We start from the raw sequence: 17,664 nt of genomic DNA, 5'->3' as shown, positions 1-17,664 counted from the left end.
GTCACCGCCAGCCAGCTGCACGGGCCGTTTCCCCCGTGATCTGGCGAGGATTATGGCAGAGTGAGGTATGCGCCGAGGTTGTCCCGCCTGTCCCCAGCCAGATGGGGGATTTCACCCAGACAGGGCGCGGCTATCAGCGCGTTCAGGGTGGCCAGATATTCGCGATGCCGTCTGCCTGCGGGCTGGATCCCGTTAGCTATCCAGCCTGCCAGCGGTAACCCCCCCGACAGCACCGCCTGCGCGGTCAGTAGCGCGTGGTTAATGCATCCCAGCTTAACCCCCACCACCAGGATCACCGGCAGCTGCTGTTGTACCACCCAGTCAGCGAAGGTGAAGCTCGCAGAAAGTGGCGTAAACCACCCGCCTGCTCCTTCGGTTAACACCCAGTCGGCCTGTTCGGCTACCGCCGCCAGCCCGGCGGAGAGCTGACTGGCGGCAATGGGGCGCTGCTGCTCCGCGCTGATAATATGCGGTGAAGTCGGCTCGGCAAATGCCAGCGGATTGACCATCTCATACGGCAAGCGCACGCGGCTGTATTTCTGCAACGCCAGCGCATCTTCGTTACGCAAGCCCTGCGCGGTCATCTCACAGCCGGAGGCCACCGGTTTATAGCCTGCACAGCGATAGCCCGCCGCCCCGGCCGCCTGCAGTAGCGCACAGCTGGCAACGGTTTTGCCCACTTCCGTATCGGTCCCGGTGACAAACCAACGTTTACTCACATTCAATCACTCCTGATACCAGTTGATAACTCAGCAGGCAGCCGCGCGCATCGCGCTGCCAGACCTGCTCCAGCCGTTGCAGCTCGCGCCGACTGAGCATGCTGTCCGGGCGCCCCTGATGCAGATGGGTTGCGCCAATCCCCTTCAGCGAACGCAGCGCGCTCTGCACGTCCGGGAATGCCAGGGTCAACGTATAGCTTGCCAGCATCATGCCGGCCGCCGCCTGCTCAATCACCGGCAGGCTGGCAAAACGGTTGAGCGGTGCACTGCGCCCGAGGTACTGCCAGGCCGCACTGACTTCATTCAGCGATCCCTCCGTCAGGGTTGAAAACAGCACCTGCCCGCCCGGTTTCGTCACGCGCCGCAGTTCACGCAGCGCCTGAGACAGGTCGCTGCACCACTGGACGGCCAGATTGCTCCAGCAGCGGTCAAAACGGGCGTCGGCAAAGGGTAACGCTTCGATGTCGCCGCTCTGATAGCAGTCCGCCGCCTGATTTTCCCGCGCCTGCTGTAACATTTTTTCTGACAGATCGAGCGCGGTAACCCGATGCCCGTCAGCGCGCCAGCGCCGGCTGAACCAGCCTGTGCCGCAGCCTGCGTCAAGTACCTGTAGCGCAATGCCGGGACGGGCATGTTGCAGCAGCCGCTCGCCGCACTGGCGCTGCAGCTCTGCATGCTGGTTATAGCTGCGAGCGGCACGGCCAAACGCCGCCGCTATCGCCTGTTTATTTACCGTCTGTTGCATGCAATGCCTCGATCAGCCGGTCAATATCATCTGCCCGGTGGGCGGCGCTCAGCGTAATACGCATGCGCGACGTTCCGGGTGGCACGGTCGGTGGACGCATGGCACTCACCCAGAAGCCGCTGTCACGCAGCCGCTGTGCCAGCCTCAACGCTTGCTGCTCATCACCGACGATGAGCGGCTGAATGGCGCTGTCGGACGCCGCCAGCGGCCAGCGCAGCCCCTGCCCCCCCTGGCGAAAGCGGGTGATATTGGCCGCCAGCTGCTGGCGCAGATCGTCCCCCTGCTGAATGCAGCCCAATGCCGCCCGGATGGCACAGGCCTGAGCGGGCGGCATAGCGGTGCTGTAGATCAGGTGGCGGGCAAACTGCAACAGATATTCGGCGGTGGCGTCATCGCACAGCAGCGCTGCGCCGCTGACGCCAAACGCTTTGCCAAAGGTGACAATCAGCAGTTCAGGCCGCACGCCCTGCTGCCAGCAGCTGCCGCGCCCCTGCTCGCCGCACACGCCCACGCCATGTGCGTCATCCACCAGCAGCCAGCCATCGTGTGCCTGGGCAAGTTGGTGAAGCGACTTCAGCGGGGCGCGGTCGCCGTCCATGCTGAACACGCCTTCCGTCACCACCAGCGTTTCTCCCTCACTTTTATGCACCAGCAGCTTTGCCAGCGCAGACGGCTGATTATGAGTGAAACGGCGCAGCGTTGCCGGACTCAGGCTGGCGGCTTCCAGCAGCGAAGCGTGGCATAGCTTATCGGCGAAGATACGGTCTTTTTTTTCCATCATCGCCGCGATTACCGCCTGGTTAGCGGCAAAACCGGAGATAAACAGCAGCGCGCGCGGGTAGCCAAGCCAGTCGGCCAGCTGCTGTTCCAGCTGCGCCTGTGGGTTTCGGTAACCGGTGACATGCGTCGATCCCCCGGCACCGACGCCGTAGCGCTCTGCCCCCTGCTGCCAGGCACTGACGATGCGCCCGTCATGGCTAAGCCCCAGGTAATCATTAGCGGAAAAATTGAGATAATCACGCCCCGCCACGTTCAACGTGCGGGCATCTCCCTGCTGGCTGACCTGACGCTGGCGATACTGTCCGCTCAGGCGGCGCCTGACGAGCGCCTGTTCAATACGCGCTGACCAGCTCATCACCGCGCCGCGTTGTAAAACAGTTCGCTGTCGGCATTGAGCAAACGGGCGGTCAGCGCCTGCTGCTGCGCGTTGTCCCCGCTTTGCGTCGTGCTGTGCTGTGGATTAAGACCCAGCTTGCGAAACAGCAGCAGGTCTTTATCTTCTGCCGGATTGGGCGTGGTCAGCAATTTGCAGCCGTAAAAAATGGCGTTAGCCCCGGCCATAAAGCACATCGCCTGAGTCTGTTCGCTCATCTGTTCGCGTCCGGCGGAGAGACGAACATGGGATCGCGGCATCATAATGCGCGCCACCGCAATGGTGCGCACAAAATCAAACGGGTCGACGTCGTCATTATCGGCCAGCGGCGTGCCTTTCACCTTGACCAGCATATTAATCGGTACGCTTTCGGGGGGTTCCGGCAGATTCGCCAGCTGCACCAGCAGCCCGGCGCGGTCCTGCACCGTTTCGCCCAGTCCGACAATACCGCCGGAACAGACCTTGATGCCGGCCTCACGCACTTTACCCAGCGTGTCGAGGCGCTCCTGATAACTGCGCGTGGTGATGATACTGCCGTAAAACTCCGGCGATGTATCAAGGTTGTGGTTATAGAAATCCAGCCCGGCGTGCGCCAGCCGCTGCGCCTGCTGTTGACTGAGCGAACCCAGCGTCATGCAGGTCTCCATTCCCATTGCCTTTACCCCCTGCACCATCTTTTCCAGATGCGGCATATCGCGCTCGTGGGGGTTCTTCCACGCGGCTCCCATACAGAAACGGCCCGATCCGGCGGCTTTGGCCTTACGCGCCGAACTGAGCACCTCTTCCACTTCCATCAGCCGTTCCGCTTCCAGTCCGGTTTTGTATCGGGCGCTTTGCGGGCAGTATTTGCAGTCTTCCGGGCAGGCCCCGGTTTTGATCGACAGCAGCGTACTGACCTGAACCTGACGCGGGTCAAAATGCTGACGATGCGTCTGCTGGGCTTCGAACATCAGTTCGAGAAAAGGCTGTTCAAACAGCGCCTGCGCCTGTGAAAGAGTCCAACGTGTTGCCATTGCTTGCTCCGAAAAATCTGTCAATTGTCTGTACGGCCCGGTTATACTTGTAAACTAATTTTTTTATTTTTGGTTTACAAGTGATTTTATGACCCCGGACGATCTTGCCTTCGACCGTAACCATATCTGGCATCCCTATACCTCAATGAGTGCACCACTGCCCTGCTACCCGGTGGTTGCCGCGCACGGAACTTCGCTGGAACTGGCTGACGGCCGCCAGCTGGTGGACGGCATGTCCTCATGGTGGGCCGCCATTCACGGCTACAATCATCCACGCCTCAATCAGGCATTGCACAGCCAGCTAACGCAGATGTCGCATGTGATGTTTGGCGGGATGACTCATCCGGCGGCGGTAGCGCTGTGCCGCAGACTGGTGGCGATGACGCCTGACCCACTGGAATGCGTGTTTCTGGCCGATTCCGGTTCGGTGGCGGTGGAAGTGGCAATGAAGATGGCGCTACAGTACTGGCAGGCGCGCGGTGAAAAACGGCAGCGTTTCCTCACGCTGCGTCATGGCTATCATGGCGATACTTTTGCCGCCATGTCGGTGTGCGATCCGCAAAATTCGATGCACAGCCTGTATCAGGGCTATCTGCCTGAGCATCTGTTCGCGCCCGCGCCGGGCTGCCGCTTCGATGACGACTGGCTGGAGAGCGATGCCGATGCCATTGAGCAGCTGATAGCGCAGCATCACCGCCAGCTGACGGCGGTGATCCTTGAGCCGATCGTGCAGGGCGCGGGGGGGATGCGCTTTTACCATCCGCGCTATCTGCAACGGGTGCGCGCACTTTGCGACCGCTATCAGCTGCTGCTGATCGCCGATGAGATAGCCAGCGGTTTTGGTCGCACCGGCCGGCTGTTTGCCTGCGAACATGCGGCCATCAGTCCGGATATTCTCTGCGTTGGCAAGGCGCTGACCGGCGGCACCATGACGCTGTCCGCCACCTTAACCACTCGCCACGTCGCCGACACCATCAGCAACGGCGCGGCCGGCTGCTTTATGCACGGCCCCACGTTTATGGGCAACCCGCTGGCCTGTGCCGTGGCCAGCGAAAGTCTGGCGCTGTTACAGGAGAATCGCTGGCAGGCTCAAGTGGCGGCGATTGCAAGCCAGCTACGCACGGCGCTGCTGCCGTTGCGCACGCAGCCGGGAGTCGCCGATGTGCGCGTGCTGGGAGCGATCGGCGTGGTGGAAACGCAGCGCCCGGTGGCGCTGGCGGCGATGCAGCAGTTCTTTGTCGGACAGGGCGTATGGATCCGGCCATTTGGCAAGCTGATTTATCTGATGCCGCCGTATGTGATCACGCCGGAGGCGTTACAGCAGTTAACCGCTGCCGTCAGCGCGGCCGTTGCCCGCCCTGAGCTGTTCAGTTAGCGCCCGCGCCGCCAGGCAGCGACCTGCATGATGCGCTACGCTTTTAGCTGGTTTGCTGCAGTCAATATGCCCTGGAGGTTACATGCCACAAGATAAACAGACTAATCGCCGCCTGCTACTGGCTTCGCGCCCGCACGGCGCGCCCACCGCCGCCAGTTTCCGCCTTGAATCACAGCCGGTACCGGTGCCTGGCGCCGGACAGGTGCTGCTGCGCACCGTCTGGCTGTCGCTCGACCCCTATATGCGCGGGCGCATGAGCGACGCCCCTTCTTACGCGCCACCGGTCGCGCTGAACGAGGTGATGTGCGGCGGCACGGTGGCGGTGGTTGAGCGTTCTGAGCACAGCGACTTTGGCGTTGGCGACTGGGTCGTCAGCGGCAGCGGCTGGCAGGATTTCGCCCTGTCGGACGGACGCGACCTCATCAAGCTTAGCGGCCCGGTGCTTGAGCATCCGTCGTGGGCGCTCGGCATGCTGGGGATGCCGGGCTTTACCGCTTATATGGGGCTGCTGGATATCGGCAACCCGCAGCCGGGAGAAACGGTAGTAGTGGCTGCCGCCACCGGTGCGGTGGGTTCGCTGGTGGGGCAGATCGCCAGACTGAAGGGCTGTCATGTGGTTGGCATTGCCGGCGGTGCGGAAAAGTGCCGCTATGCCGAACAGGTGCTGGGCTTTGATCGCTGCCTCGATCACCGCGATGATAATCTGGCAGAACAGCTGAGCCGCCACTGCGCGGACGGTATCGACGTTTATTTCGAAAGCGTTGGCGGTAAGGTATTTAACAGCGTGCTGCCGCTGATGAATACCAAAGGGCGCATTCCGGTGTGCGGGCTGATCGCCGACTACAACCGCACCGGCATCGCTGAGGGTCCCGACCGTCTGCCGCTGCTGCAAAGCGCTATTCTGCGTAAGCGTCTGCGCATTGAAGGCTTCATTATTAATCAGGATTACGGTCAGCGCTTTGACGAGTTTTTCCAGCAGATGAGCCGGTGGGTCGCCGAAGACAGGCTGGTTTTCCGCGAGGATATCATCGACGGGCTGGATAATGCGCCGGAAGCGTTTTTTGGCATGCTTGAAGGAAAAAATTTCGGCAAAGTGGTGGTTCGCGTGGCACAAGACAAGCCCGCGCTAAAGCGTTAAGGTATTGCTTCAACAGGAAATAACCCCAAACGGAGTCAAGATGAAACTCATTAGCCAGGATTTTAACGACGGCGATAAGCTACCGGAACGCCAGGTATTGAATGCGATGGGCTACCAGGGCGATAACCTGTCACCCCACCTCGCCTGGCACGATGTACCGCCGGGCAGCAAAAGTTTTGTTGTCACCTGCTACGATCCCGATGCGCCCACCGGTTCCGGCTGGTGGCATTGGGTGGTCGCCAACCTGCCAGCCGACACGCGTGAATTAAAGCCGGGCGCGGGTTCCGGCAAGGCCGAACTGCCTGTCGGCAGCCTGCAAACGCGTACCGATTTCGGCAGCGCGGGCTACGGCGGTGCTGCTCCACCTGAAGGTGAAAGTCACCGCTATATTTTCACCGTCCACGCGCTTGATGTTGACAGGCTGGAGGTGGATGAACAGGCCAGCGCTGCGCTGGTGGGCTTTAATGTGCATTTCCATGTGCTGGCCAGCGCGTCGATCACTGCCATCTATAACTGATTTGCGCCGCTGCTTATCCCGTGCAGTCATGGCGGAGCGGTTTTCCGCTCCGCCTTTTTCACGCCGTCAGGCAGCCCCGGCTGATTAACCCAGCGGGTTAATCACTACCCACATCGGCCCCTGGCCGACGGCATAACGCGCCAGCGGCTGTAGCAGACCGCGATCGGCGCTGATTCTGTACACTTCGATATGATGGGATTTCTGCCCGGCCGCCACCAGATACTGACCGCTGTGGTCAATATTGAAACCGCGCGGCTGCGTTTCGGTCGGCTGGAAACCTTCCACCTTCAGGCTGCTGCCATCGGCGCTGACAGAAAAGAGGGTGATATGACTGGCGGTGCGATCGCAGCTGTACAGATGGCGTCCGTCCGGGGTGATATGAATATCTGCCGCCCAGCGCGTATCGCTGAATCCTTCCGGCAGCGCATCCAGCGACTGCACTTTCTTCACTTCATCGCCGCTGATATCCCAGACGTCGACGCTGCTGTCCAGCTCATTGACGCTGTAGGCGTAACGCTGGTTTGGGTGGAACGCCATATGACGCGGGCCTGCACCGGTGCTGGTCTTCACTTCAGCCTGCGCGCACGGCGTCAGCTTACCCTGATTATCCAGGCTGAACAGCGCGATGCGATCCTGCTTCAGCGCGGGCACAAACAGCGTCTTGTTGCCGGGATCGATATTGGCCGAATGACAGCCTTCCAGCCCCTTCACCACCTGAAGCGGCTCGCCCGGTAATCCGTTATCGCCAATCGGGCTGACGCTAACGCAAGCATCGTTATACGAGCCGACAAAGATAAAACGCCCCTGACGATCGGTAGATATATGCGTCGGACTGCCGGGTAACGGGGCGTGGCCTGCTTCTTTCAGTTTACCTTCAGCATCAATCTGATACGCCACCACGCGAAAATCAGGACGAACGCCAACGTAAAGGAAAGCTTTATTCGGGCTGACCACCATCGGCTGCACCTGGCCCGGCGCATCCACCACCTGCAACAGCGTCAGAGCACCTTCCTCATTCAGCTGCCAGACGTGGATCTGCTGGCTTTCCGGGCTGGCGGTATAAACAACTTGTTTCATCAATGCTCCTTGTTCTGAACAGAAAATCACCACAGTGGCGGAGTATCGCCACCGTCACCGAACGATTGCACCGCCAGTATTGTCGCTGGCGTCACAAGGTGTACACTTATTGACTCTTTTGCGTCACGGAAACTGTTATGAGCTATCGTATCATCGCCCTCGATCTGGACGGCACGCTGTTAACCCCGGATAAGACTATTCTGCCCGCCTCAATAGAAGCGCTGCACAAAGCACAGCAGGCGGGGATCAAAATCCTTATTGTGACCGGTCGTCATCATGTTGCTATCCACCCTTTTTATCAGGCACTGGCGCTGGATACACCTGCAATTTGCTGTAACGGCACCTATTCGTATGATTACCAGGCAAAAACTGTCTTAGAATCCGACCCGCTGCCGCTGGGGCAATCGCTCCAGGTGCTTGAGATGCTTGACGAAGCGCGCATCAACGGCCTGCTGTATATCGATAATGCAATGCTTTACCAAACCGAGATGGGCCATGTTACCCGCACCCTTAATTGGGCACAGTCCCTGCCGCCGGCGCAGCGCCCGACGTTTTTGCAGGTCGACAGTCTGGCAGACGCGGCACGCGGTGCGCAATCCATCTGGAAATTTGCCCTCGCTCACTCCGATACCGACGCGTTACGGCAGTTCGCCTGCCGAGTGGAAGCAGACATGGGGCTGGCCTGTGAATGGTCGTGGCACGACCAGGTTGATATCGCCAAAGCCGGTAACAGCAAGGGCAAGCGCCTGGCGCAGTGGGTGGCGGCTAACGGCTTCAAGATGAGTGACGTCATTGCTTTTGGCGATAACTACAACGATCTCAGCATGCTGGAGACCGTGGGTTTAGGCGTGGCAATGGGTAATGCGGACCAGGCGATCAAGGATCGGGCGCAGCGCGTTATCGGTAGCAACATGGAACCCGCTATCGCTGAAACGATTTATCGCGAGGTCCTTTGATCCCGGCTAACTGACGGCCATAAAGGCCAGTCAGGTGGTAATCGACACGCTTTTGATCTGGGCAAACAGCCACATATTTGGCTTAATCATCAGCTCATCACGCGCCCAGGGCGTAATACGCGCCCACAGCTCGCTTTGCCCCACCAGCAGCTTCACCTCAACCTGGTTGTCAATCTCCAGCAGTTCGTCAACTCTGGCCGGGACCACATTACGGATGCTGCTACCCATCGGCTGCTTCAATACCAGTGAAACATCTGCCGACTGAATGCGAATGCGCAGCGGCGTATTCAGCGGCGCATTCACCCGGTTGACCCAGATATGCTGGTCGCCCAGCGACAGCGCGGTCATCTCGTAATACGGATGCTGCTTCAGCACCTGCACGCGTAAAATGCTGCTGCGGTCGCTGCCAGCCAGCCAGGGGCGCATCGCGCTGCTGGCCCAGACTTTCTCCAGCGGGCCAAAGGCTTTCACCGTGCCCTGGTCCAGCACCAACACGTTATCCGCCAGCCTGAGCAGTTCATCCAGACTATGGCTGACATACAGGATCGGCGTTTTAACCCGGTGCGCCAGCGTCTGTAGCCAGGCTAACAGCTCGCGCTTACGCGGCAGATCGAGCGAGGCTAACGGTTCATCCATCAGCAGCAACTCCGGCGCGGTAAGCAGCGCACGGCCTATCGCCACGCGCTGTTTTTCGCCGCCTGATAGCGACCATGGAAAGCGGCCCAGCAGCGCCTCTATCCCCAGCATCTGCACCACGTCATCAAACTGCGCACGCATCGATTTCGTCAGGCCGTATTGCAGATTGCCGCGCACCCGGTAGTGCGGGAACAGGCGTGCATCCTGGAAGACATAGCCAATTCGCCGTTTCTCCACGGCCAGCCAGGTGCCGCTGGCCGTATCGCTCAGTACCCGTCCGTTAAGGGTAATACTGCCCTGCTGTGGTACGTTCAGCCCGGCTATCGCATTGATTAATGATGTTTTACCGGCGCCGGACACGCCGAAAATAGCGGTGACCCCGCTGGCGGGCAGTGCGGCCTTTATGGTCAGGCGGTGGTCGCCCAGTTTCTGCGTGAAATCAAGTTCCAGCATCAAAGCCCCAGACGCTTACGACCCCAACGGGTCAGCCATTCGGAAAGTAATAGCGATGCCAGCGCCAGCAGGATAGCAATCACACACAAACGTGCTGCCGCGCCTTCCGCTGCGGGCGTTTCAAGCAGCGTATACATCGCCGAAGGCAAGGTACGGGTTTCACCCGGAATATTCGATACGAAGGTAATGGTGGCACCGAACTCGCCCAGCGATCGGGCAAAACCAAGCACGGCCCCGACGATAATGCCGGGTAGCGTCAGCGGTAGCGTAATGGTGAAAAACACCCGCCAGCGGCCGGCTCCCAGGGTACGCGCCGCCTGTTCCAGTTTGCTGTCCACCGCTTCCAGCGCCAGGCGGATAGCACGCACCATCAGCGGGAAGGCAATCACCGCCGAGGCCAGTGCCGCACCGCGCCAGCTAAAGGCAAAGGTAAAGCCAAACCAGTCGTAAAGATATTTGCCAATCACCCCACGTCGCCCGAACCCGAGCAGCAGCAAATAGCCTACCACCACCGGCGGCAGCACCAGCGGCAGATGGATCAGGCTGTCGAGCAGGGTTTTGCCGCGAAACTGACAGCGCACCAGGATCCACGCCATCAGGATGCCGAACGGCAGACTACCTGCCACTGCCATAACGGATACTTTCAGGCTTAACGCTACCGCCTGCCATTCGGGTTCACTGAGGATCATTTTAGCGTGGTAAATCCATATTGTCTGAAAATCACCGCCGCCTGCGGCCCTTGCAGATAGTGATAGAACGCGCCAGCGCTGGCATTGTTACGCCCCTTTACCAACGCCAGCGGATACTCCACCGGCCTGTGGCTGTCTTGCGGGAAGATGCCAACCACCTTAACCTTTTTACTCGCCACCGCATCCGACCCGTAAACGATGCCGTAGGGGGTTTCATCACGCTCCACCAGCGCCAGCGCGGCACGCACGCTGTTGCCGCGTGCCATCAACGGTGAAAGCTGCCGCCATGCACCGAGGTTTTCCAACGCTTCTTTGGCATACATACCCGCCGGAACATGATCCGGGTCGCCGACCGCCAGCCGCTGGTCTTTCAGCAGGCTTTTCCAGTCGGTGCTTTTACTGATACTGACCGGCTGCGGGTTCGCCTCCGTTGGCGCTATCAGCACCAGATCGTTGCCCAGCAGGTTGACGCGGCTGGCGTTGTCGATGGCGTGCTTACCGGCGACATAGTCCATCCACTGCTGGTCGGCAGAAATAAACATATCCGCCGGTGCGCCCTGCTCAAGCTGGCGTGCCAGCGTTGAGGATGAGGCAAATGAGGAGACGATCTTCACCGCTCTCCCCTTCTCATACTGGCTGGCAATATCCTGCAACGCATTCGTCAGAGAAGCAGCGGCAAACACGGTCACTTGCCCGGACGCCAGCGCGTGGCCGCCAATACTCAGGTTGATGCAGCCAGCAACCAGCCAGTGGTGCCATTTTACAGACATGATGATGCTCCAGTGAGTTGCGCTATATATATGATGATATAACGATGCTTCGGAGAGCCGTTACCGTTAATATCGGCAGCGGTGAGAAAAAGGTTAACGACGACAGAAACGAGAACGCCCGGCATCACCGGGCGTAGAGAATAGCGGGCAAAATTTAGCGGACAGAATGGCCTTTGGTTGCCTGGCGATTGTCACGATGTCCCAACCTGGAAACAATGTTGAATACTTCGCCCAGCCCCCAGATCAGACCAAGAATAATCGCCATCACCACCGGCACCATCAAAATGGCTAACGCAAGGCCTTTCAGTAATTCCAGCATGGAAACCTCATCTTGCTGAACAAAAACCTAATTGTAACGCCAGAGTCGCACAATGCACTGACGTTTCGTGCCTTCTTAAGCAATTATTTCGCCACGCCACGCCGCCGCCAGCTGTTACAATGAGCGTTTCCCCTGTCGCCCCCGGAGCGCTTATGCAGGCTGAAATTGCCTTGATCCTGAAACTTCAGCAGCGGCTGTTTGCCGACCCGCGCCGTATTGAACTGCTGCGCCGGGTGAAAGAGAGCGGATCGATCAGTCAGGGAGCAAAACTGGCGGGGATCAGCTATAAAAGTGCCTGGGATGCCATCAATGAGATGAACCGGCTGGCTGATTTTACGCTGGTGGAACGCGCTGCCGGCGGCAAAGGCGGCGGCGGTGCCATCCTTACCGCTCGTGGCGAACGGCTGATACAACTTTATGCGCTGCTGGAACAAATCCAGCAAAGAGCCTTTGACGTATTACAGGATGATGCCCAACCCGGCAGCCTGCTGGGAGCGATTGCCCGCTTTTCATTACAAACCAGCGCACGTAATCAGCTGTATGGCCGCATTGTTGCCCGCGATTTTCAGCCGGTGCAGCAGCAGGTCAGCGTACTGCTAAACGATGGTGTTACCCACATTCAGGTTGCGTTGACCGAACAGAGCGCTGACCGCTTGCAGCTGGCAGCAGGAAAAGAGGTGCTGGTGATGATCAAAGCCCCGTGGATTACTGTCACCCGCGGCACGGCAGAGGCGGATAACCAGCTGCCCGGCATCATCAGCCAGATTGAACGGGGAAGGAGGCAAAGTGAAGTGTTGATTGCCTTCGGCGATGGTGCAACGCTGTGCGCCACGGTGGACAATCAGCTTATCAGCCAGCAGGATCTCTTACCGGGTGCTGCGGTTACCGCCTGTTTTGCTGCCGATCGCGCCATTATCGCCACGCTGGTGTGAATTTGCCTCCGGTTTAACAACGGATGGCGAGTGGCTGCTGATGACTCTGCAATCCTTTAAAGGAATTAATCATGTCAATGTTGCACATCGCGCAAGCTGTCTTTCGCCTTAGTGATAGCCGAACGCTTAATCTTGATCGGCTGGCCATTCAGGCCGGGGAAAGCTGGGCTTTTGTCGGCGTTAACGGCAGCGGCAAATCCTCGCTGGCCCGCGCTCTGTCCGCAGAACTGACCCCAATGTCAGGCAGCCTCGTTAGCCAGTTTCAGCGCCCCTGGCGCCTGTCACTGGAGCAATTACAACAGCGTGCTGAAGACGAATGGCAACGCAACAATACCGATTTGCTTAGCGTTGACGAAGAGGATACCGGCTATTTTGTCAGTGAAGTGATTCAGGAAGAGATCAAAGATGAAGCGCGCTGTCAACGGCTGGCCGCGCTGTTCGGCATCGGGCACCTGCTGTCGCGCCGCTTCAAATACCTTTCCACCGGAGAAACGCGTAAAACCCTGCTGTGCCAGGCGCTGATGGCGCAGCCCGATCTGCTGATCCTCGATGAGCCTTTCGACGGGCTGGATATCGCTTCACGCGCCGGTCTCGCCGAGGTTCTGCACGATCTGCAACATCAGGGGGTCACGCTGGTGCTGGTGCTGAACCGTTTCGATGAAATTCCTGCTTTTATCAATCAGGTGGGCGTGCTGGCAGAATGTGCCCTTATCCGTACCGGCAGGCGCCAGGCTATTCTCGCCGAAGCGCTGGTGGCGCAGTTAGCGCACAGTGAAAAAGCCATAAGGCTGCCTGAAGCCGACCATAACAGCGCCATCCCGGCGCTGGCAGAAGATGCCCCGCTGATTGTGCTGCACAATGGCGTGGTGTCTTACAATGACCGGCCCATCCTGCATCAGCTTAGCTGGCAGGTGGAGCGCGGCCAGCACTGGCAGATTGTCGGCCCGAACGGGGCCGGGAAATCGACCCTGCTCAGTCTGGTGACCGGCGATCATCCGCAAGGCTACAGTAACGACCTGACGCTGTTCGGCCGCCGCCGCGGCAGCGGAGAAACCCTCTGGGAGATCAGGCAGCATATTGGCTACGTCAGCAGCAGCCTGCACCTTGATTACCGCGTCAGCAGCAGCGTGCGTAACGTGTTGATATCCGGCTATTTCGATTCAATTGGACTTTACCAGGCGGTGTCCGACCGCCAGCGAATGCTGGCCAGTCAGTGGCTGGATTTGCTGGGCATCAGCGCGGCGATGGCTGACTGCCCGTTCCACGACCTTTCATGGGGCCAGCAGCGGCTGGTGCTCATCGCCCGTGCACTGGTCAAGCACCCGGCGCTGCTGATCCTCGATGAACCGTTGCAGGGACTGGACCCGATAAACCGCCTTCTGGTGCGCCGCTTTGTCGACGTGCTGATCGGCGAGGGCTGCACCCAGCTGCTTTTTGTCTCGCACCATGCGGAAGATGCGCCGCGCTGTGTCACCCATCGCCTGAGCTTTGTCCCTGACGGCGAGACATACCGCTATTTACAGCAGAGCCTGTAAAGCAGCATGCCGACGCGTGCACAGAGTTCGCCCTGCTGCATGACAGGGCGAAAACTTGCTGACCCGCTATGTAATCGTTTTCAACAACGATTCTTCCTCTGGCAGAATATCTGCATTTACCCGCGAAACGGAGCGGCAATCAGCGATTCTTCACTTAGTGTAAACGATTCCATTTTTTTACAACCGGTCACGCTTCCAGCCACTGAAATATGCTATTTTTTCCCTGTCGTTCATCAAGCGTATAACGAATATCAGGACTCAATATGCAGACATTTAATCCGGCCGATCACCCTCATCGCCGCTATAACCCACTGTCCGATCGATGGATCCTGGTTTCGCCACACCGGGCCAAACGCCCGTGGCAGGGCGCACAGGAGACGCCAGCACAGGAAAAGCTGCCTGCCTACGATGCGGACTGCTTTCTTTGCCCGGGCAACACGCGGGTCACCGGGGATAAAAACCCCGATTACACCAGCACCCATGTTTTTACCAACGACTTTGCCGCGCTGATGACCGATACGCCCGACGCCCCGCACAGCGCTGACCTGCTGATGCGCTGTGAAAGCGCGCGTGGCACCAGCAGGGTGATCTGTTTTTCGCCCGATCACGGTAAAACGTTGCCGGAACTGACGCTGGATGGGCTGGCAGAGGTGGTTAAAACCTGGCAACGGCAGACTGCCGATCTCGGCCAGCATTACCCGTGGGTTCAGGTGTTTGAGAATAAAGGCGCGGCAATGGGCTGCTCGAATCCCCATCCGCACGGTCAGATCTGGGCCAACAGCTTCTTGCCCAATGAAGCACGGTGCGAAGACGACCTGCAACGCGCTTATTATACGAAGAACGGCACGCCGATGCTGGTTGACTACGCTGCGCGCGAGCTGCAAGACGGCAGCCGCACGGTGGTGGAAACGCCACACTGGCTGGCTGTTGTTCCCTGGTGGGCGGCATGGCCATTTGAAACGCTGCTGCTGCCAAAAACGCCTGTAAAGCGCCTGACTGAGCTGAGCGATGGGCAGCGCGACGATCTGGCTGTGGCATTGAAAAAGCTCACCAGCCGTTATGACAATTTGTTTCAGTGCTCTTTCCCCTATTCCATGGGCTGGCACGGCGCGCCGTTCAATGACGATGCCAACGCCCACTGGCAGCTGCACGCACATTTCTACCCGCCGCTTCTGCGCTCGGCAACGGTGCGTAAATTTATGGTCGGCTACGAAATGCTGGCTGAAACCCAACGTGATTTAACCGCAGAACAGGCAGCAGAACGGCTGCGTGCCGTCAGCGATATTCATTTCCGTGAGGCGGGAACGCAACCATGATTTTAAAAAACACCACCCGGCAAATCTTCAACAACGCTTTCGGCTATGCGCCCACCCATATGATTCAGGCCCCAGGACGCGTCAACCTGATCGGTGAACATACCGATTATAATGATGGCTTCGTGCTGCCCTGTGCCATCGATTATCAGACGGTGATTGCCTGTGCCAGGCGCAGTGACCGCCAGGTGCGGGCGATCGCCGCCGACTATGATAATCAGCAGGATATCTTCTCGCTGGATGAACCGATTGAGCGCCATCCGCAGCAGCTGTGGTCGGACTACGTGCGCGGCGTGGTGAAATATTTGCAACAGCGCACGGCTGACTTCGCTGGGGTTGATATGGTTATCAGCGGTAACGTGCCGCAGGGGGCCGGATTAAGCTCTTCAGCCTCGCTTGAAGTAGCGGTGGGCAGCGTGTTTCGCCAGCTGTATCAGCTGCCGCTGAACAGCGCGGATATCGCTCTCAACGGCCAGCAGGCTGAAAATCAGTTTGTCGGCTGTCACTGCGGCATTATGGATCAAATGATTTCAGCGCTGGGCGAGAAGGATCACGCCCTGCTGCTCGACTGCCGCACCCTGAATACGCGCCCGGTGCCGCTGCCGGGCGATATTGCGGTGGTGATTATCAACACCAACTTCAAGCGCAACCTGGTGGGCAGTGAATACAACACGCGCCGCCAGCAGTGCGAAGCCGGGGCGCAGTTCTTTGGTAAATCCTCGCTACGCGACGTTGAGCTGGCGGAATTCGTCGCACGTGAACATGAGCTGGACCCGCTGGTCGCTAAACGCGTGCGCCACGTCCTGACGGAAAACGCCCGTACGCTGGAAGCGGCCAGCGTGCTGGCGCGCGGCGATCTGGCGCGTCTGGCGGTCCTGATGGCCGAATCACACGCCTCGATGCGTGATGACTTCGAGATCACCGTACCGGCGGTGGATGTGCTGGTGGATATTGTTAAACACAGCCTTGGCGATCGCGGCGGCGTGCGCATGACCGGCGGCGGCTTTGGCGGCTGTGTGGTTGCCCTGATGCCGCGTGAGGTGGTCGCCAGCGTCAAGGCAGCGGTTGAGCAGCATTACCAGGCGAAATCAGGTCTCAAAGAGACTTTTTATGTCTGCTCCGCTTCAGCAGGAGCCGGCCAATGCTAACTCCTCATTCATCTGTCACAGAAGGGGCTAACTGGCACCTGACCACGTTGCGCAACCGCAACGGCATGGTCGCCACCTTTATGGATCGGGGGGCTACATGGCTTTCAGCCCGCGTGCCGATGGGCGACGGCAGCGTACGCGAAGCGCTGCTGGGCTGTGCTTCGCCATCAGACTATGCACACCAGTCGGCTTACCTGGGCGCTACCGTGGGCCGCTATGCCAACCGCATTGCTAACGCGCAGCTGCACAACAGCGGCGACCCCATCCAGCTGGTTGCCAACCAGGGTAAGCATCAGCTTCACGGCGGCCCTGATGGCTTCAACCAGCGCCGCTGGCAGCTTGTCAGCCAAAGTGATAGTGAGGTGGAATATCGTCTCGAATCCGCGGATGGCGATCAGGGATTCCCCGGCACGCTGTGGGTTTCGTTGCGATATTGTCTTGACGACGATAACAGACTGTCGATTCTTTATCAGGCCGCGGTAGATAAACCCTGTCCGGTTAATCTCACCAATCACGCCTATTTTAATCTTGATGGCTTTCAGGGTGATGCACGCCAGCATCGCCTTTTGATCAATGCAGATCGCTATCTGCCCGTCAACGGTGAAGGCATTCCTGCCGCGCCGCTAAAAGCCGTGGAAGGCACCAGCTTTGATTTTCGCCGGGCAAAGAGCGTGGCACAGGATTTCATGCAGGATGATGACCAGCATGCCGTACAGGGTTACGATCACGCTTTTCTGCTGAACGCGACAGCAGGCGAAGCGGCCGCCACGCTTTGGTCTGCTGACGGCAAATTACGGCTGGATGTGTTCACCAGCGCCCCCGCGTTGCAGCTGTATAGCGGCAATCACCTGGCAGGTATTCCGGCACGCGATCGGGGTGTTTATCATTCTTTTCAGGGCATTGCACTGGAAAGCGAGTTCTTGCCCGATTCGCCTAACCACCCAGAGTGGCCGCAGCCAGACTGCTGGCTACAGCCCGGTGAAACGTATCAGTCGGCGACGCACTATCAGCTGACGGTGCTTGACTGAGCGCGTGAAAAACACGCAAAGCGCGTCTGACGGGCTTACGCGCTGCGCAGAATTCAGCTATGGTATTGCACATTGAAATTGTCGCGGGTGATGTCGCGGCGATTTACCGATCGCCTTTAACATTGAAATGTAGATTTATTAAGGAGTT

18 protein-coding genes are annotated in these 17,664 nt (G+C 58.9%); 9 read left to right on the top strand and 9 right to left on the bottom strand.

The annotated features are described in order from the left end of the window. Window positions 1-50: 50 nt before the first annotated feature. The 4 genes from bioD to bioB are packed head-to-tail and all read right to left on the bottom strand — an operon-like array spanning window position 51 to window position 3,630. Window positions 51-719 (bottom strand): dethiobiotin synthase, encoded by a 669-nt coding sequence (gene bioD / locus JGC47_RS06015; protein ID WP_004156736.1) that lies wholly within the window; start codon window positions 717-719, stop codon window positions 51-53. Beyond that, on the bottom strand, window positions 712-1,464 hold the full coding sequence (gene bioC, locus JGC47_RS06010) for a malonyl-ACP O-methyltransferase BioC (protein ID WP_004156732.1): 753 nt from the start codon (window positions 1,462-1,464) through the stop codon (window positions 712-714). The genes bioD and bioC overlap by 8 nt, the downstream gene beginning before the upstream one ends. After that, complete coding sequence (gene bioF / locus JGC47_RS06005) at window positions 1,445-2,599, bottom strand: 8-amino-7-oxononanoate synthase (protein WP_004156731.1); 1,155 nt, start codon at window positions 2,597-2,599, stop codon at window positions 1,445-1,447. Before bioF ends, bioC begins: the two co-directional genes overlap by 20 nt. Continuing rightward, on the bottom strand, window positions 2,599-3,630 hold the full coding sequence (gene bioB, locus JGC47_RS06000) for a biotin synthase BioB (protein WP_004156730.1): 1,032 nt from the start codon (window positions 3,628-3,630) through the stop codon (window positions 2,599-2,601). Before bioB ends, bioF begins: the two co-directional genes overlap by 1 nt. 88 nt (window positions 3,631-3,718) lie before the next feature. On the opposite strand from bioB, the gene bioA reads away from it, so the two are divergent. The 3 genes from bioA (at window position 3,719) to JGC47_RS05985 (ending at window position 6,660) form a co-directional block, all read left to right on the top strand. Continuing rightward, window positions 3,719-5,005, top strand: coding sequence for an adenosylmethionine--8-amino-7-oxononanoate transaminase (gene bioA, locus JGC47_RS05995; protein ID WP_004156729.1), 1,287 nt, complete (start codon window positions 3,719-3,721; stop codon window positions 5,003-5,005). Window positions 5,006-5,087: 82 nt separating this feature from the next. Further along, a complete protein-coding gene (locus JGC47_RS05990) occupies window positions 5,088-6,143 on the top strand; it encodes an NADP-dependent oxidoreductase (RefSeq protein WP_004156727.1) in 1,056 nt (351 codons plus the stop codon). 40 nt (window positions 6,144-6,183) lie between these two features. After that, window positions 6,184-6,660: a kinase inhibitor gene (locus JGC47_RS05985; RefSeq protein ID WP_004156726.1), complete on the top strand. Its 477-nt coding sequence runs from the start codon at window positions 6,184-6,186 to the stop codon at window positions 6,658-6,660. Window positions 6,661-6,744: 84 nt separating this feature from the next. Here the strand turns inward: JGC47_RS05985 and pgl are convergent, their stop codons facing one another. Next, a complete protein-coding gene (pgl, locus tag JGC47_RS05980) occupies window positions 6,745-7,737 on the bottom strand; it encodes a 6-phosphogluconolactonase (protein WP_004156716.1) in 993 nt (330 codons plus the stop codon). Between the two features lie 137 nt (window positions 7,738-7,874). Here pgl and JGC47_RS05975 point away from each other — a divergent pair, with 137 nt between their 5' ends. Next, a complete protein-coding gene (locus JGC47_RS05975; protein ID WP_004156715.1) occupies window positions 7,875-8,693 on the top strand; it encodes a pyridoxal phosphatase in 819 nt (272 codons plus the stop codon). A gap of 30 nt (window positions 8,694-8,723) precedes the next feature. Here JGC47_RS05975 and modC read toward each other — a convergent pair whose 3' ends face one another. From modC to JGC47_RS05955, 4 genes are all read right to left on the bottom strand, one after another. Beyond that, window positions 8,724-9,782, bottom strand: coding sequence for a molybdenum ABC transporter ATP-binding protein ModC (modC, locus tag JGC47_RS05970; protein WP_004156713.1), 1,059 nt, complete (start codon window positions 9,780-9,782; stop codon window positions 8,724-8,726). After that, on the bottom strand, window positions 9,782-10,471 hold the full coding sequence (modB, locus tag JGC47_RS05965) for a molybdate ABC transporter permease subunit (protein ID WP_004156710.1): 690 nt from the start codon (window positions 10,469-10,471) through the stop codon (window positions 9,782-9,784). The genes modC and modB overlap by 1 nt, the downstream gene beginning before the upstream one ends. Next, complete coding sequence (gene modA / locus JGC47_RS05960) at window positions 10,468-11,241, bottom strand: molybdate ABC transporter substrate-binding protein (protein WP_004156709.1); 774 nt, start codon at window positions 11,239-11,241, stop codon at window positions 10,468-10,470. The genes modB and modA overlap by 4 nt, the downstream gene beginning before the upstream one ends. A 154-nt stretch (window positions 11,242-11,395) precedes the next feature. Then, window positions 11,396-11,560 carry an AcrZ family multidrug efflux pump-associated protein gene (locus tag JGC47_RS05955; RefSeq protein ID WP_004156707.1) on the bottom strand — a complete coding sequence of 55 codons (165 nt, stop codon included), beginning with the start codon at window positions 11,558-11,560 and terminating at the stop codon, window positions 11,396-11,398. Between the two features lie 152 nt (window positions 11,561-11,712). Here JGC47_RS05955 and modE point away from each other — a divergent pair, with 152 nt between their 5' ends. The 5 genes from modE (at window position 11,713) to galM (ending at window position 17,516) form a co-directional block, all read left to right on the top strand. Continuing rightward, entirely contained in the window at window positions 11,713-12,492 is a 780-nt protein-coding gene (gene modE / locus JGC47_RS05950; RefSeq protein WP_004156705.1) for a molybdenum-dependent transcriptional regulator, read from the top strand. A 71-nt stretch (window positions 12,493-12,563) separates the two neighbouring features. Further along, on the top strand, window positions 12,564-14,027 hold the full coding sequence (gene modF, locus JGC47_RS05945) for a molybdate ABC transporter ATP-binding protein ModF (RefSeq protein ID WP_004156703.1): 1,464 nt from the start codon (window positions 12,564-12,566) through the stop codon (window positions 14,025-14,027). A 263-nt stretch (window positions 14,028-14,290) separates the two neighbouring features. After that, window positions 14,291-15,343 (top strand): galactose-1-phosphate uridylyltransferase, encoded by a 1,053-nt coding sequence (gene galT / locus JGC47_RS05940; protein WP_004156701.1) that lies wholly within the window; start codon window positions 14,291-14,293, stop codon window positions 15,341-15,343. Then, complete coding sequence (galK, locus tag JGC47_RS05935; RefSeq protein ID WP_004156699.1) at window positions 15,340-16,488, top strand: galactokinase; 1,149 nt, start codon at window positions 15,340-15,342, stop codon at window positions 16,486-16,488. Before galT ends, galK begins: the two co-directional genes overlap by 4 nt. Continuing rightward, window positions 16,482-17,516 carry a galactose-1-epimerase gene (gene galM / locus JGC47_RS05930; protein WP_004156698.1) on the top strand — a complete coding sequence of 345 codons (1,035 nt, stop codon included), beginning with the start codon at window positions 16,482-16,484 and terminating at the stop codon, window positions 17,514-17,516. The genes galK and galM overlap by 7 nt, the downstream gene beginning before the upstream one ends. Window positions 17,517-17,664 lie beyond the last annotated feature (148 nt).

This window comes from Erwinia amylovora, assembly GCF_017161565.1.
GTDB classification, from domain to species: domain Bacteria; phylum Pseudomonadota; class Gammaproteobacteria; order Enterobacterales; family Enterobacteriaceae; genus Erwinia; species Erwinia amylovora.
Note: the sequence above shows the minus strand (reverse complement) of the source record. Positions and strands in the feature narration are given on the sequence as shown.